The 14,533-nt window shown below is 61.8% G+C and carries 14 protein-coding genes; 10 read left to right on the top strand and 4 right to left on the bottom strand.

What is annotated here, in order from left to right:
* The 7 genes from QN219_RS33055 to dhaK all read left to right on the top strand — a co-directional run.
* The coding region (locus QN219_RS33055; RefSeq protein WP_284004650.1) for a dihydroxyacetone kinase subunit L at window positions 1-585 on the top strand (585 nt) is incomplete at its 5' end.
* Between the two features lie 159 nt (window positions 586-744).
* Complete coding sequence (gene dhaL / locus QN219_RS33050) at window positions 745-1,368, top strand: dihydroxyacetone kinase subunit DhaL (RefSeq protein WP_284004648.1); 624 nt, start codon at window positions 745-747, stop codon at window positions 1,366-1,368.
* Window positions 1,365-1,763, top strand: coding sequence for a dihydroxyacetone kinase phosphoryl donor subunit DhaM (gene dhaM / locus QN219_RS33045; RefSeq protein ID WP_173513517.1), 399 nt, complete (start codon window positions 1,365-1,367; stop codon window positions 1,761-1,763). Before dhaL ends, dhaM begins: the two co-directional genes overlap by 4 nt.
* Entirely contained in the window at window positions 1,763-2,107 is a 345-nt protein-coding gene (locus tag QN219_RS33040) for an HPr family phosphocarrier protein (protein ID WP_284004647.1), read from the top strand. The genes dhaM and QN219_RS33040 overlap by 1 nt, the downstream gene beginning before the upstream one ends.
* A complete protein-coding gene (locus tag QN219_RS33035) occupies window positions 2,091-3,704 on the top strand; it encodes a putative PEP-binding protein (protein ID WP_284004646.1) in 1,614 nt (537 codons plus the stop codon). Before QN219_RS33040 ends, QN219_RS33035 begins: the two co-directional genes overlap by 17 nt.
* Window positions 3,705-4,115, top strand: coding sequence for a hypothetical protein (locus QN219_RS33030; protein WP_284004645.1), 411 nt, complete (start codon window positions 3,705-3,707; stop codon window positions 4,113-4,115).
* Window positions 4,116-4,289: 174 nt separating this feature from the next.
* Window positions 4,290-5,285 (top strand): dihydroxyacetone kinase subunit DhaK, encoded by a 996-nt coding sequence (dhaK, locus tag QN219_RS33025; RefSeq protein WP_284004642.1) that lies wholly within the window; start codon window positions 4,290-4,292, stop codon window positions 5,283-5,285.
* 19 nt (window positions 5,286-5,304) lie between these two features.
* Here the strand turns inward: dhaK and QN219_RS33020 are convergent, their stop codons facing one another.
* Together QN219_RS33020 and QN219_RS33015 are read right to left on the bottom strand one after the other, a co-directional pair.
* Window positions 5,305-5,670: a response regulator gene (locus QN219_RS33020; RefSeq protein WP_284004639.1), complete on the bottom strand. Its 366-nt coding sequence runs from the start codon at window positions 5,668-5,670 to the stop codon at window positions 5,305-5,307.
* The gene (locus QN219_RS33015; RefSeq protein WP_284004637.1) at window positions 5,667-8,960 is read right to left on the bottom strand and encodes a PAS domain S-box protein; all 3,294 of its coding nucleotides are present in this window, start codon (window positions 8,958-8,960) and stop codon (window positions 5,667-5,669) included. Before QN219_RS33015 ends, QN219_RS33020 begins: the two co-directional genes overlap by 4 nt.
* A gap of 198 nt (window positions 8,961-9,158) precedes the next feature.
* On the opposite strand from QN219_RS33015, the gene QN219_RS33010 reads away from it, so the two are divergent.
* Window positions 9,159-10,556 (top strand): family 16 glycosylhydrolase, encoded by a 1,398-nt coding sequence (locus QN219_RS33010; RefSeq protein ID WP_284004636.1) that lies wholly within the window; start codon window positions 9,159-9,161, stop codon window positions 10,554-10,556.
* A gap of 59 nt (window positions 10,557-10,615) precedes the next feature.
* Here the strand turns inward: QN219_RS33010 and QN219_RS33005 are convergent, their stop codons facing one another.
* Window positions 10,616-11,605: a sugar-binding protein gene (locus tag QN219_RS33005; protein WP_173513524.1), complete on the bottom strand. Its 990-nt coding sequence runs from the start codon at window positions 11,603-11,605 to the stop codon at window positions 10,616-10,618.
* 47 nt (window positions 11,606-11,652) lie between these two features.
* Window positions 11,653-12,633: an NAD(P)-dependent oxidoreductase gene (locus QN219_RS33000; RefSeq protein ID WP_284004635.1), complete on the bottom strand. Its 981-nt coding sequence runs from the start codon at window positions 12,631-12,633 to the stop codon at window positions 11,653-11,655.
* A 260-nt stretch (window positions 12,634-12,893) separates the two neighbouring features.
* Here QN219_RS33000 and QN219_RS32995 point away from each other — a divergent pair, with 260 nt between their 5' ends.
* Both QN219_RS32995 and QN219_RS32990 read left to right on the top strand, forming a co-directional pair.
* The gene (locus QN219_RS32995) at window positions 12,894-13,634 is read left to right on the top strand and encodes an ATP-binding cassette domain-containing protein (protein ID WP_284004634.1); all 741 of its coding nucleotides are present in this window, start codon (window positions 12,894-12,896) and stop codon (window positions 13,632-13,634) included.
* 89 nt (window positions 13,635-13,723) lie between these two features.
* On the top strand, window positions 13,724-14,533 hold an 810-nt coding region (locus tag QN219_RS32990), incomplete at its 3' end, for an ABC transporter permease (RefSeq protein WP_284004633.1).

Here is a 14,533-nt window from a genome sequence, read left to right as displayed (position 1 = left end):
AGCCACGATTCTGCCGCAGACCGACTTATCGCCGCGATCTGCGACCATCTTCTTTCACTTGAAGCGGAATTGAACAGTCTCGACGCGCGAGCCGGCGATGGCGACACAGGTTCGACCGTGGCAACGGGATCGCGCAGCGTGCTGGCCCAGATCGCGCGCCTGCCACTGACGGATATCGCTGCGACGCTCTCTTCGATCGGCAGCATTCTCAGCACGAGCATGGGCGGCTCCAGCGGCGTGCTGTTGTCGATCTTCTTTACGGCGGCCGCCAAGGAATATTCCGATACGAGAGATATGGCGAGCGCATTGCTTGCCGGCCTCGACCGAATGACGTTCTACGGCGGAGCGGGCGTCGGCGACCGGACAATGGTGGACGCTCTGGACCCGGCATTGCGGGCCTTGAAGGCCGGCGGACTGGCAGCGGCGGCCTCCGCTGCGCGCGCCGGCGCGGACGCGACCAGGACGATGAAGAAGGCGAGAGCGGGACGTGCATCCTACATCGGAGAGCGGGATCTGGAGGGTGTGCCCGATCCGGGGGCGATGGCGGTGGCCGCCGTGTTCGAGGTTGCCGCAGGTCTGCGCTAGCGCGAGTCCCGGAAAGTGTGTACGTCCGGAATTGCGTGGTTTCAAAGCGTTAGATCAATTCGTTGTTTCAGTGAATGAGCGAAACGATCTATGCTGCAACGAGAAAGGCGGCAGCGGTTTCCATCGATGCCGCTACAGCAAGCGACGGGAAGAACCGCGATGTTCGTCGAGCCGAGAACACAGGCGCTGATAGGTGGGCTGATCGAAGCCTGTCGCGCGGTGATCACGGCGAACGCCGATCATCTGTCGGAACTCGACAGAGCGATCGGCGATGGCGATCACGGCACGAACATGCGTCGCGGCTGCGAGGCGGTCTACGCCGAGCGCGACCGGATCATGGCTCTTCCCCTGCCGCAGGCGCTGGAGCAGATCGGCTTCACTCTCGTCATGAGTATCGGCGGCGCGGCCGGTCCTCTCTACGGGACGCTGTTGATCGAGATCGGTCGTCAGATGGGAAAGAATGGTGAGCACGCGGGTTTTCCGCGCGTTCTGGAATACGCGGTCGATGCCGTCGCGCGGCGCGGGCGGGCGGCGGCCGGCGACAAGACCTTGCTCGACGTGCTTTACCCCGTTTACGCGGAAGTGCTAAGGCGCTCGGATCTGGCAGGCATCGCCGAAGAGGCGGAAAGATCGGCGAGGCTCACATTCGGCATGAAGGCGATGCGTGGCCGTGCCTCGTTTCTTGGCGACCGATCGATCGGTCACGTGGATCCCGGCGCGATGAGTTGTGCACTCTTGACGGCGGCGGTCTGCCGTTTCTTGAAGGAGCAAGGTTCGGCATGAACCCGAAATCTGCAAATGTCGGTATCGTCATCGTGTCGCACTCGCCGCTGGTCGCCCAAGGGGCGGCCGACATGGTGCGACAGATGGTTGGCGATTGCGTGCCGCTTGCCTGGTCCGGGGGCAACGCCGAGGGCGGACTTGGCACCAATGCGGCCGGCATATTGGCGGCAATCGAACAGGCCTGGTCGGAAGCCGGTGTCGCCGTCTTCGTCGATCTCGGCGGGGCGGAGACCAACAGCGAAATGGCGATCGAACTGCTCGGGGAGCCGCGCTCGAAACGCGTGGTGATCTGCGATGCGCCGTTGGTCGAGGGAGCCGTGATCGCCGCGGCCGAGGCTTCCGGCGGGGCCGCCCTCAGTCGTGTCATCGCGACCGCGGAGGAACTCTCGCCTTGATGGACAGCAGGCCGCGAAAGGAAACGACGGAGGTGGCGGAAGTGCATGGTTACTGCCAGACGGAGATCGAGGTAACGCACGGCTTCGGACTGCATGCACGCCCGTCCGTTACGTTCACCCGGCTGGCGAAGTCCTTCCCGTGCACGGTCGAGATAGCGGTCAATGGCAGCGACGTCTGGCTCAACGGCAAGAGCATCGTCAAGATCATGGGGGCAAAGATCCGGCGGGGCTCGGTCCTGAAAATCCGTGCACACGGGTTGCGCGCCGCCGAAGCCATTGTCGCGCTGAAGGCGCTGATCGAGCGCAATTTCGACGAAGAAAAGAAGCATGGCCGAACCGCTTGAAATCGCGGGAATCTCTGCCTCTCCGGGTATCGCTGTCGGGCCGGCTCATCTCGCGACGCAGATGGCGCCGGTCGCCGTCGGGTCCCGCAACACGTCTGCAGCGGAGCGTCACGACCTGCAGGAGGCCATAGCGGCGGCAATTGCGGAGTTGACAGCTCTCGCCGAACGCTCGGACGAGGAAAGCGCTGGCATTCTCGATTTCCAGATAGAAATGCTGCTTGATCCGGCATTGATGGGAATTGCGGAGGAGAGGCTGGCCGCCGGAGACGGCGCAGCGCTTGCCTGGGTCGGAGCGCTCGATCTCTACATCGCCGGCATCGCCGCGGCGCCCGACGAGCAGGTGCGGGCCCGCGCAGTCGACGTCATCGACATTCGCAATCGGGTTCTCGGTGCGCTCACGGGCAAACCGATCGGCGATTTTCCTCCGGGGTCCGTTTTTGTCGGAAAGGACCTGGAGCCAAGTCTTTTTCTTGCCCACGACTGGACGGACGGCGGCGGCGTCGTGCTTTTCGATGGCAGCGTGTCCAGTCATGTTGCCATGCTGGCCCGGACACGTTCGATACCGATGGTGGTGGCAACGGGGCCGTTCGAGATCGACGGAGGCGAACGGGTGCTCGTGGATGCCATCGCCGCGACCGTAGTTGTCGCCCCCGACGACACGCGCATTCGCAAGACGGAAGCAAGGGCGGGGCCCGCAGGAGCAGCCGTAAAGCTCGATGCCGGCGGATTGGCACACACCATCGATGGCGCCGAGATCCGCCTGTCGGCGATCATCAACGACCCGGCGGAGCTCGCCGTCGTCGATGCATCGTCGTTCGCGGGCATCGGGCTGATGCGCACGGAGTTTCTGGTGGGTTCGCCGGCAAATGCCCTCAACGAGGAAAAACATTACGCCATCTACCGTGAGGCGTTGCGCTGGGCCGGTGCTGCACCGGTGACGATCCGCATGCTGGACCTTGGCGGTGACAAGACACTGCCTGGTATCGGCGGCAAAAGCAGTGATTCTTTCATGGGTCTCAGGGGTGTTCGGCTGTTGCTGGCGCGACCGGAACTCGCTCGCGTGCAGGCGCGCGCATTGCTACGCGCCGCCGCTCACGGCAACCTGGAGGTCCTGTTGCCAATGATCACGGTTCCGGGCGAAATCGATGCCATGCGTGCGATCTTCGAAGAAGAGGCGGCCGATCTCTTGCGCCGAGGGACGGAAATACGCATGCCGGAGATCGGCATGATGGTGGAAGTTCCGGCGGCAGCCTTGACGCTCGATGGCTTTTCGAACGCGGCCTTCTTTTCCTTCGGAACCAACGATCTGGCGCAGTACGTGATGGCGGCGGCACGGGGGAGTTCGGCAGTCGCCGGGCTTTATGATGCGGCTGCCCCGGTGGTCTGTCGGCTGATCGCGCAAGGTGTGGAACGCGCCAACGCGATGAAAAGGCCGATAGGCATCTGCGGCGAAATGGCTTCCGACCCACGCCACCTGCCGGCTCTGTTGGCCGCGGGGCTTCGCCACTTTTCCGTGGCGCCGAACTGTATCGCCGACGTAAGGTCGGCAATCGCTGGCTTGCGGTCGAACGGCCTGCCGGCGGCGGAGAGAAACTGAATGTCTCGTGAGACGGTCGAAGACGCCATCACGGCTTATAAGACGATCCTGGCGCAGATCATCGACAACCGCCCGTCGGGAACCCGTCAGCGCTTGGCCGCGGCGCTCGGCAAGCATCGCAGCTTCGTGACGCAAATAACGAGCCCCGCCTATTCGACGCCGCTGCCCGCACGGCACCTAGCGACCATCTTTCAGGTTTGCCACTTCAGTCCCGGCGAGCAGGAGCGATTCCTTCAGGCCTATCAATCCGCCCATCCCGGCAAGTTGCCGGACTTTGGAAGCACCGAGAAGCTACGCCAGCTTTCGCTGATCGTCCCGGACCTCGGAGATGAAGTCAAAAACCGCCTGTTCGACGCGGCAATCGAGGAACTCGTCAGGAACATGGCGAAGCTGGTCGGAACGGTGGATTAGCGAAGTGCGATATGGTTGAGTGTGTCGCTGCCGGGAGCGGATCTGCGCGGCGGCTCGCATGGAAGTACGTGGGCACGCTTCGCTCGGCTGGAACAAGCCGAAGGGGGATGATGCAAAGAATTCAGTGCGTTGCGGTAGCCGCGCCTGGGAGGACGGGCGCCGTGGGAGGGCACGATGAAGAAGTTCATGAATAGCGCCGAGACGTTCGTCGCCGAGAGCCTGGCGGGCTTCGTCGCGGCTCATGAGCGCCTGGTGGCTTTTGGCGCCGACGGCAAGTTCGTCCGACGCCGGACTCTTCATCCCGGCAAGGTCGCTGTCATTTCAGGAGGCGGGGCCGGGCACGAGCCGATGCATGTCGGCTTCGTTGGACCGGGCATGCTTGATGCCGCGTGCACGGGCCATGTCTTCACGTCGCCGACGCCCGATCAGATCGTCTCGGCGATCCGCGAAACGGACGGCGGCGCCGGATGCCTGCTGGTCGTCAAGAACTACGATGGCGACGTCATGAATTTCGAGATGGCCGCGGAGCTCGCCGCTGCCGATCACCAGGTTGCCACCGTGATCGTCCGCGACGATATCAATCCGGACGGATTCAGTCGCAGCCAGGGCAGGAGAGGGGTCGCCGGAACCCTCGTCATCGAAAAATTGCTCGGTGCAGCGGCGGAGGCGGGCTGGCCGCTCGATGACCTCAAGCGGCTCGGCGAGGATTTGGACGGCCGCATCCGCACGATGGGGGTCTCGTTGCGAGGCGTTACGGTGCCCGATACGCAACGCGAAACCTTTGCGCTCGCGGAAGACGAAATGGAAACGGGCGTCGGCATTCACGGAGAACCGGGGCGTGCGCGCGCCAAGTTCGCGACGGCAACCGAGATCGTCGCGATAATCCTCGAGGCGATCAGGTTGGATCTTTCACCGGAAAGGAACGACCGCCTTCTGCTTTTCGTCAACGGCTTTGGCGGCACGCCGGTGTCGGAGCTCTATCTTGCCTACAATATCGCTCGGTCGCTCTGCGCCGATTTTGGCCTGGCTGTGGCCCGGTCGCTGGTCGGGACCTACGTAACGTCGCTGGACATGGCCGGGCTTTCGGTGACGATTGCGCGCCTCGACGGGGGTGAGCTGTCGCTTTGGGACGCTCCCGTCGATACGGCTGCGCTACGCTGGGGGCCGTAGTTGCGGCATGGCGCCGGGGTCACTTCGCAGCCAAAAGGCTTTCAACCTTCCTGATCAATTCAGGGCCGTTGAACGGTTTTGCCAGGCGAGGCAGGGCGCGAAACCGCTCCGGCAGATCCGACGCCGTATAGCCTGTCAGCAGCAGGACGGGCACCCCACGCGCCAGCAACTCGTCAACAAGCGGGTAGACGAACTCGCCGCGCAAATTCAGGTCCAGTGTGGCGATTTCGAAGTTCTGTTCGCGTGAAGCGTCGATCGATCCCTGCAGCGTCGTGAATGGGCCCACGACGACGTAGCCGGCCGCGATGAGATCGTCCTCGATCTGCAATGCCACCAGGAATTCGTCTTCGACGACGAAGACCCGGCACCCCTCGGCTTCTGTCATTCGGAACCCCCGGGATAGGGCACGTTGATCGTGCAAGTCAGCCCCTGGGACGCGAATTCCAGGCGGACATCGCCGCCGAGGTCGGAAGCGAGGACACGTTCGAGAAGCAATCGGCCGAAGCCGTTGCGGGTCGGCGCCGAAACGGAAGGGCCTCCCGTCTCGCTCCAGCGGATGCGAAGCCGCTTCTCCGTCGGATCGACGTCCCAATCAACGGTTACGCGGCCAGCCTTTTCGGACAGCGCCCCATGCTTTGCCGCGTTGGTGGCGAGCTCGTGGGCTGCCATACCAAGCGTAAGGGCATGTTTGGGCGGCAGCGTCGTTGGCGGACCGTCGAGAGAGATGTTGTCCACGTTCTCGTTTCGATAGGGAGCCAGCTCGTCGGACAATATGGTTTGAAGAGAGACGCCCGACCATCGCGATTCCGCAAGTCGGGTATGAGTCTGTGCCAGCGCCCGGATGCGTGCATCGAACGACCGCTGCGCATCATGCGCATCCGGATTCGTCGAAAAGGATTGCCGCGCGATCGAGTTGACGGTGGCCAGCGTATTCTTCACGCGGTGGCTGAGTTCGGCGACAAGAAGGTCCCTCTGCGCCTCGGCTTCCTTCCGCTCCGTGATGTCCATGCAAATGCCGGCCAGGCGCTCGCCCGTGCCGCTGTCTGCTGGCGAGAACCGGCCGAAAGCCTCCATCCAGCGTATTGTACCGTCGGCGAGGCGAATGCGGTAGGCGACATGGTAGTCCTCGCGCGTCTCCAGCGCCTCCTCTATCGCCCGCTCGACGGCCGCAAGATCAGCGGGATGAATATCGCGCTTGAAGGCGGCGAACGTCCCCTCGAACGCTCCAGGTTTGACCCGGTGAAGTTTCTCGAGGCCGGGTGACCAGATAACCCTGCCGGTCTGCAAATTCCACTCCCAGGCGCCCATCCGCCCGGCATCCAAGGCCATCTTCAGCCGACGCTCGCTTTCCAGCAGCGCTTCCTCTGCCTGTTTGCGCTCGGTAATGTCGACGAAGGCGGCCACGGCGCCGGTCTGTTCCCCAAGCGGGTTGCGCAAGGGGGTGGCGTTGCCGAGCAGATGGCGCGAGGTGCCGTCATCGAAGCGGATCTCCTCTTCGAAGTTTTCGACCTCTTCTCCGCGCGCCGCGCGCTGCACGGGCATTTCATCGGGCGACAGCATCCTGCCCCCCGAGAAAATCCGGAAATGAGAGGGCTGTTCATCAGGCGGGGCCGAAAACGAGAGGTTCGAATCCGGCGGTAGATGCAGAAGGTCGTATGCACTTTTGTTCCCGTCGATGACACGGCAGTCAGACGTTCGTGTTAACCATATGGGGGTTGGCACGGCTTCCATGATGGCCTGCAGTTCGGCTGCGCGAGCCCTTTCGTTGGCTTCGTTGCGTCGCAACTGCTCTTCCGCAAGCTGCCTCGCCCTTTCGGCTCTGATGCGCTGGATGCTGAAGCCGAGCTGTCGCGCGATCGTCAGCGCGAGGCTGATTTCCGTTTCGACGAACACATGAGGCTTGTCGTAATAGGCCATGAACTTTCCGACTAGCCTTCCCTCCGTAATCAAGGGAATGAACCCGAGCGCGGCAATGCCTTCCGATGCAATTGTCGCCCTGAGTTCGTCGGAAAGCTCGGCTCTGGTGACGTCTTCAACGAAGATGGGGTCCGGATCCTGCGCTTCCGGGGTCCACGGAGAATGTCCTTCGACGGCGCGACGATAGTGGTCGGACAATCCCCGCCAGGCCACGAAGCGCATTCTATCGGACTGGTCGAACAACAGAATCGACGCGCGACTGCAATTGAGTGCCGCGCGAATGGCATCCAACGCCGCGTCGTAGACCTCTTCGATCCCCTTGGCGCGATGAAGCTTTTCAGTGAGTTGATAGAGCGAAGCCTGCTCGCGCAGGCGCTTTGCCATCGTCTCTTCGGCTTGCTTTCGTTCCGTGATGTTGCGGGCGATCTTCGATGCACCGATTACGCGGCCTGTGGCGTCACGAACGGGCGAAACGGTGAGCGAGATGTCGACAAGGCTCCCATCCTTGCGCCGGCGCTTCGTTTCGTAGTGATCGACACGCGCGCCATTGCGGATCCGCTCAAGGATGTGAGGCTCCTCGTTCTCGTGACCCGGCGGTATGAGAATGGTGATTGGTTTGCCGATCACTTCATCGGCAGTGTACCCGAACAGACGTTCGGCGCCGTTGTTCCAACTGGTGATGATGCTGTTCAGGTCCTTGCTGACGATGGCATCGTCGGAGGATTCGATGATCGCTGCGAGATACCGGGAATCCTGTTCCGCCCGTCGATGGCTTTCGGCTTCGCGCTGGCTGGCGAGCAGCAGATGAGCGTTGTCGATCGCTATTGCAGCGTGTGCGGCGATTGCCTCGACGATATCCTCGGACTCCTTTGAAAACACGCCCGGTTCATCATGCCCGAGAAACAGTCCGCCCAGCACGTCGCCAGACCGGGAGACGACCGGTACGGCCAGGCAGCTGACGATAGGGAGATGATCCGGTGGCATCCCCAGGTGAGGCTCGCTCAGTCCATACCGCGGATGTTTGCAAATATCGTCGCTGCGAACGACACCGTCGCCGCGGAAGGTCGCGGAAAAAAGGGCCGTATTGCGCGGTAGCCCCAACCGATCGAATGCTGCGCGCGGTGCGCCGGATAACGTGTAAAGCTGGAAATGCTCGCCGGCTTCATCGGTGACACGGTAAAAGAATGCGCCATATTTCGCGCCGCTCAGCTTTGTAGCGCTGTCCGTGACGGTTTGGACGATATGTTCCAGATCGAGGTCGCTGGAGAGCGCTTTAGCGGTGCGGCCGAGTGCTTCCAGCCGCTCGGTCTTCGTGCGCAGAATAGTTTCCGAGCCTTTGCGTTCGCTGATGTCGACCAGAAGATTGATTGCGCCCGTCAACGTTCCCGACTTGTCAAAGATCGGCGTCGGATAGGGAACGACCGGAATCATCGTTCCATTCGGCCGTACGACCACAAGTTCGTATCCCCTGATCGCCCGCCCTTCCTTCAGAGTCTGGGCCATCGGACATTGATCGTGCGGGAGAATTGAGCCGTCGGTGCGACGCAGTTCCCAACTGATGCACCAACGGTCCTTGCCGAGGCTGGGTTCTCGTCCGGCGAAATCGGCGGCCGCCTGGTTAAAATAGGTGATGATTCCCTCTCGGTCCGTGGCGTAGACGGGCATCGGCAGTGCGTCCAGCACCGCCCGAAAATCCGGCGAATCCAAAGTGCCGATTTTACTCTCCAAACTTTTCGGCAGAACCTCCGCGCTGCTCATAGGTCCCTCCGCAAGCGCTCGCTGACCCCGAGAAACGCGGCGCGGGCAGGTTTGTTCCGGATCGGCAGTCATCAGCTTGCCGAACCCCCAAGGTCACACGGTAGATCCTCGGCGAACCCGATGTTAGATTCCCCGCGGGTGGAGTGACGATTGTCGGGACCCGTGGAGGAGATCGACCAACAAACCGGAGACGTTCTTATGAGCAGAACTGTGCTGAACGCCGTGGGCAAGACGCTGTATTACAGCGGAAACTCGACGGCGTGGTTTTCCGCCACCGGATCGGGACCCACACTCTACGGGACGGCCGGCAACGATTCCATGTGGGGCGACAGTTCCGTCAATGTCACCATGATCGGCGGCAGAGGCGACGACATTTATTATCTCTATTCCGGGATTAATCGCGCCTACGAGGCGGCCGGCGAGGGTGTCGATACGATCAACACCTGGATGAGCTACACGCTCCCGGACAATTTCGAGAATCTGACCGTTACCGGCAATGGACGGTTTGCTCTCGGCAACGATGCCGACAACATCATTACCGGCGGGTCAGGCAGCCAGACGCTCGACGGCGGCGCCGGCAACGACGTGTTGCGGGGCGCGGGCGGTGCCGATATCTTTGCCTTTACGCGCGGCAACGGCAGCGACCTTATCACCGACTTCAATTTCGACGATATCGTCCGCCTCGAGGGCTACGGATTTACGTCCTTTGCCCAGGTCCAGGTCAATCTCAGGCAGGAAGGCGCCAATTTGCGGCTCAGCCTCGCCGACGGCGAGAGCCTGGTTTTCGCCAATACTACCGCCGACCAATTGCAGGCGAACCAGTTCAGACTGAGCCTCGATCGCTCTGCGCTGACGCAGACCTTCTCGGACGAGTTCAACACGCTTCAGCTTCGCAGCGGCTCGAGCGGCGTCTGGGACGCGAAATTCTGGTGGGCTCCCGATAAAGGAGCGACGCTCTCGGAGAACGGCGAGCTGCAATGGTATATCAACCCGTCCTATCAGCCGACCGCCGCGGCCAAGCCGTTTTCGGTCAACAACGGCGTCCTGACGATCACGGCAGCACCGGCGTCCCAGGCCATCCAGGCCGAAATCAACGGCTATGACTACACCTCCGGCATGCTGACGACCTACTCGTCCTTTGCCCAGACCTACGGCTATTTCGAGATCCGCGCGGACATGCCGGACGACCAGGGCGTTTGGCCCGCCTTCTGGCTCCTCCCGGCCGACGGTTCCTGGCCGCCGGAATTGGATGTCGTGGAAATGCGCGGGCAGGATCCGAACACCGTCATCGCCACCGTCCATTCCAACGAAACCGGCTCGCAGACCAGCATTGCCAGCGCCGTCAAGGTTGCCGATACCAGCGGATTTCACAAATACGGAGTGCTTTGGACGGAAGAGGAGATCGTCTGGTACTTCGATGACGCCGCGATTGCGCGTGCCGACACGCCCTCGGACATGCACGACCCGATGTACATGCTCGTGAACCTCGCCGTCGGCGGCATTGCCGGCACGCCGACCGACGGCCTCGTCGATGGGGCCGAAATGAAGATCGACTATATCAGAGCCTATTCGCTCGACCCCGACTGGCAGATCTGAGCGGCAGGGCCGCATAGGCGGAGACCGGCATGAAAAGCTGCCGGCCTCCGCCCGATGCTCTACTTCTGAATGCAGGTGTCGACGGTATCCTTGGTGCATTCGTCAAGACCGGTGAAGACCGGATCCTCGACCGGCTTGCCGGCGATCAGGTCCAGCATCACCGATGGCGCCTTGTAGCCCATTTCGAAAGGCCGTTGTCCGACAAGGGCCGTCACCAGACCCTCGCGGGCGATCGCGACTTCCTCGCCGATCGTGTCGGCGGCGCCAATGACGAACTCGTTTTTGGCGATCTTGTCGGCCATCGGTTTGAAGAGGTCACGATAGGGTTGCGGCGCTCCGAACAAAGGCCAACCACCCATGATGCCGAAGGCATCGAGGTCCGGATTGGCTGCAAGGATATCGGTCATCGCCTGGACGCCCCTGGCGCCGTCGTCATTGGTGAAGACCGGGCAGCCGGCGACTTCGGTCCAGCCTCCTTCGCCCTTCAGTTCCGTAAGCCCCTTCTGTCCGGTCAGCGCGTCCCGCATGCCCTGGGCGCGGCGCAGAATGTTGTCGGCGCCCGGGTTGCCTTCAATCGTGCAGATCTTGCCGCCGTTCGGCTTGGCCTTCTTGATGTATTCGCCGATGCGCGCGCCCATCAGGTAGTTGTCGGTCCCTAAATAGGTCTTGCGTAGCGCCGAATCCTCCTCGGCGAGGTCGGCATCAAGCGTCATCACCGGAACCGACGGGTTGGCGGTTTTCAGTGTCTGGGCGATCAGCTTGGCGTTGGAGGGCGAGATGGCGATGGCGGCCGTTTCGGCCTTGCCCAACATATCCTGGACGATCTGCGCCTCGCCGGCTTCGTCCGAAGTCGATGCCGGACCGGTGTAGAAGCACTCATATTCCGAATCCGGGTTTTCCTTGTTCCACTTCTGGCAACCCTGGTTGATCGCCTCGAAGAATGGGTTGTCGAGCCCCTTCACGACGATGACGAGCTGTTTCTTCTGGGCCATGGCCGTTCCGGCGCTGAGTGCCAAGACGGCAACGGCAAGCAATAGTGCCTTCCTCATTCCTTCCTCCCTTGAAACAAACGGACACCGCGTGCCCGCCACACAGATCAACCCGGATACCAGACGATGCGCGGGTCATCCCGTGAGCGCTCGTACTGCCAAGCCGAATCGATAAGCCTTTCCATGTCGTAGTCAGGTCGCCAGTCCAGCAGGTACTTCGCCTTGCTGTTGTCCATCCAGTTCGAGTGAAACTGGCTTGGTATGTCGACGGAAGCGAGGCTGTGGGTGTGGGCGAGATAGGCGGCGACCTCGCCGTAGTCGACGGGCCTATCCATCGAGATATTGAAGAGCTGACGCATCGCGCGTGGATTGTCGATCGCCGCCAATATGGCGGAAACCAGATCATCGACATGCACGAAATTGCGTTTCAGCGGCCGCCCGTCGGCATCGCGGAGCAGTGGCACGGCGCCGTCTTCGGCATAGCGCTTCGCATCGGCTTCAGGAACCAGGTCCTTCCACACCGGACCGCCGAACACGTCGTCGCCGAAGGACAGCGTGTACTTGAAGTCGTCCTTTTCCATGATCCACGGCGCGCGAAGGCAGCAGCCGTTGAGGCCGTATTGAATGCCGAACTGCTCCAGCATCACCTCTTCCATCACCTTCGACAGCGCGTAGCACCCGGGATACGCCTGATGGGGTGTCTTCTCGGTAATCGGCCCGTCATGACGGTAATAGAAATGGCCGATCCCGGCGTCGCCGCCGATGAGGATGAACTGGCGCGCCGCGGCGCTTGTCCGGAATTCCTCAAGCAGCCAGAACAGCCCCTTGACCGTGACATCGATGATGTCCTCGGGCGTTTCCTTGCAGGTGGCGAGATGCACTACATGGGTGACGTCGGCGAGTGCTTTTGCCACGACGAGCCGATTGGCAATCGATCCCCGCAACACCTCGACCCTGTCGGTTTCCGGGCACAGACGATTGTGGCAAAGCGCACGGATGCGTGCCTTGGAAAATCGCGGATCGTCAAGCAGCCCAGCGATGAAGTGCCGCCCGACCTTGCCCGTTGCACCGGTAACAAGGATCAGCATGCTCTTGCTCCCCTTTCTACAGCTAATATCCACGGGCTTCGCTCGTCAACGAGTATTTGTAATACAAAATGGATTCTTGGCCGGGTGGAGCGAATGAATCGCGGGACAATCGATTGACGCTGTCGTAAGGTTTTGCGTAAATTCGCTTAATCGCGCTTCCCGGGAGGAAATCGGAAAAGCGAGATTGCGACGGCTCCGCATCCAAGGTGGAGGGTTTCGGAGCGGTCGCAAGCCTGGAGCTAGCGGGAGGATAGACGGCCGTGGCGGTCCTCGAACTCGCCAACATTTCAAAACATTTCGGCGCCATCCAGGCGGTCAGTGATATTTCGCTTTCGCTCGAAGCGGGAGAAGTGGTCGGCCTCATGGGCGACAACGGCGCCGGCAAGTCCACATTGGTCAAGATGATCGCCGGCAACTTTCGGCCAAGTCACGGCACGATGCACCTGGACGGCGCGGAACTCGTTCTCCATCGGCCGGTGGAGGCGCGCCAGCATGGCATCGAGATTGTTCACCAGGATCTGGCGCTCTGCAACAACCTGACGGCCGCGGCGAATGTCTTCCTCGGACGCGAACTGCGGCGCGGCCTCGGCCCGCTGCGGATCCTCGATCACAAGACGATGTACAAGCGCGCCGGCGAAATTTTCAGGGAGCTGAAATCGGAAACGCGGCCGCGTGATCTCGTCAAACAGATGTCGGGCGGTCAACGACAGGCGGTGGCAATCGCCCGCACCATGCTCTCCGAGGCAAAGATCGTGCTCATGGACGAGCCTACTGCGGCGATTTCGGTTCGGCAGGTCGCGGAAGTTCTGAACCTGATCCGGGAACTGCGCGACCGGGGCATTGCCGTAATCCTGATCAGCCACCGCATGCCGGACGTCTTCGACGTCGCGGACCGTGTTATCGTGATGAGGCGGGGCAGAAAGGTTGCGGATAAGCCGATTGCCGCAACTTCACCGGAGGAAGTCACCGGGCTCATTACCGGTGCGATCGAGCAAGTCTGAACGGGACTACAGCGCCGCGCGCGTCCTCAGACGCGCAAAGACGATTTAAGAAAACACGCGGCAGCGGCCAAGAGAAACGAAGGTCGACAATGGCAACGACGCTGGAACGGACCATGGAAGAGAGGCAGCAAACCTGGCCTGCGGCGTTGCTGGCCAGCCAGACTTTCTGGGTGTTGGTTGCTGTCATCCTCGCCTGCATATTCCTGTCCTTCGCAACCGATTCCTTTGCGACGGCGAAGAACCTCTACAACATTACCCGCAACGTGACCTTCGTCGCGATCGTCGCCCTCGGCATGACGTTGGTTATCATCACGGGCGGCATCGATCTGTCCGTTGGATCCGTGCTTTGCCTCTGCAGCATGGTGCTGGCCGTGGTCATGCACGCCGGCTACAGCATCGAGGTCGGCATCGCCGCCTCGATCGGGACCGCGCTTCTGATCGGCGCCTTCAACGGCGTTATGATCGCTTATCTGGGGTTCCCGCCCTTCGTGATCACGCTCGGCATGCTGTCGATTGCACGCAGCCTGGCGATGGTCGCGTCCAACAACACCGTCGTTTTTCAATTCGGTCCCGATCATGACGCGTTGCTGGCGCTCGGCGGCGGCGCATGGTTTTTCGGCATCGCCAACCCGGTGCTCTACATGATCGCGCTGGCGCTCCTCACCGGCTTCGTGCTGCGCTGGACGAAATTCGGCCGCTACGTTTTCGCCATCGGCGGCAATGAACACGCGGCTACACTCACGGGCGTACCGGTCAGAAGGATCAAAGTTACCGTTTACATGATCTCCGCGCTCTCGGCCGGGATCGCCGGTATCATTCAGACCGGCTGGCTCGGCGCCGTCACCACCAACATCGGCGCGGGGATGGAGCTCCAGGTCATTGCGGCTGCGGTCATCGGC

This window comes from Sinorhizobium sp. 8-89 (assembly GCF_030124325.1).
Lineage (GTDB): Bacteria > Pseudomonadota > Alphaproteobacteria > Rhizobiales > Rhizobiaceae > Sinorhizobium.
This window is presented reverse-complemented; position numbering and strand designations above follow the sequence as displayed.

Coding starts and splice junctions, on each gene's coding strand:
- QN219_RS33035 (WP_284004646.1), top strand. CDS start 2,091: ATGGCCGAACCGCTTGAAATCGCGGGAATCTCTGCCTCTCCGGGTATC.
- QN219_RS33000 (WP_284004635.1), bottom strand. CDS start 12,633: ATGCTGATCCTTGTTACCGGTGCAACGGGCAAGGTCGGGCGGCACTTC.
- QN219_RS33010 (WP_284004636.1), top strand. CDS start 9,159: ATGAGCAGAACTGTGCTGAACGCCGTGGGCAAGACGCTGTATTACAGC.
- QN219_RS33030 (WP_284004645.1), top strand. CDS start 3,705: ATGTCTCGTGAGACGGTCGAAGACGCCATCACGGCTTATAAGACGATC.
- QN219_RS33020 (WP_284004639.1), bottom strand. CDS start 5,670: ATGACAGAAGCCGAGGGGTGCCGGGTCTTCGTCGTCGAAGACGAATTC.
- QN219_RS33015 (WP_284004637.1), bottom strand. CDS start 8,960: ATGAGCAGCGCGGAGGTTCTGCCGAAAAGTTTGGAGAGTAAAATCGGC.
- dhaL (WP_284004648.1), top strand. CDS start 745: ATGTTCGTCGAGCCGAGAACACAGGCGCTGATAGGTGGGCTGATCGAA.
- QN219_RS33040 (WP_284004647.1), top strand. CDS start 1,763: ATGGACAGCAGGCCGCGAAAGGAAACGACGGAGGTGGCGGAAGTGCAT.
- QN219_RS33005 (WP_173513524.1), bottom strand. CDS start 11,605: ATGAGGAAGGCACTATTGCTTGCCGTTGCCGTCTTGGCACTCAGCGCC.
- dhaK (WP_284004642.1), top strand. CDS start 4,290: ATGAAGAAGTTCATGAATAGCGCCGAGACGTTCGTCGCCGAGAGCCTG.
- dhaM (WP_173513517.1), top strand. CDS start 1,365: ATGAACCCGAAATCTGCAAATGTCGGTATCGTCATCGTGTCGCACTCG.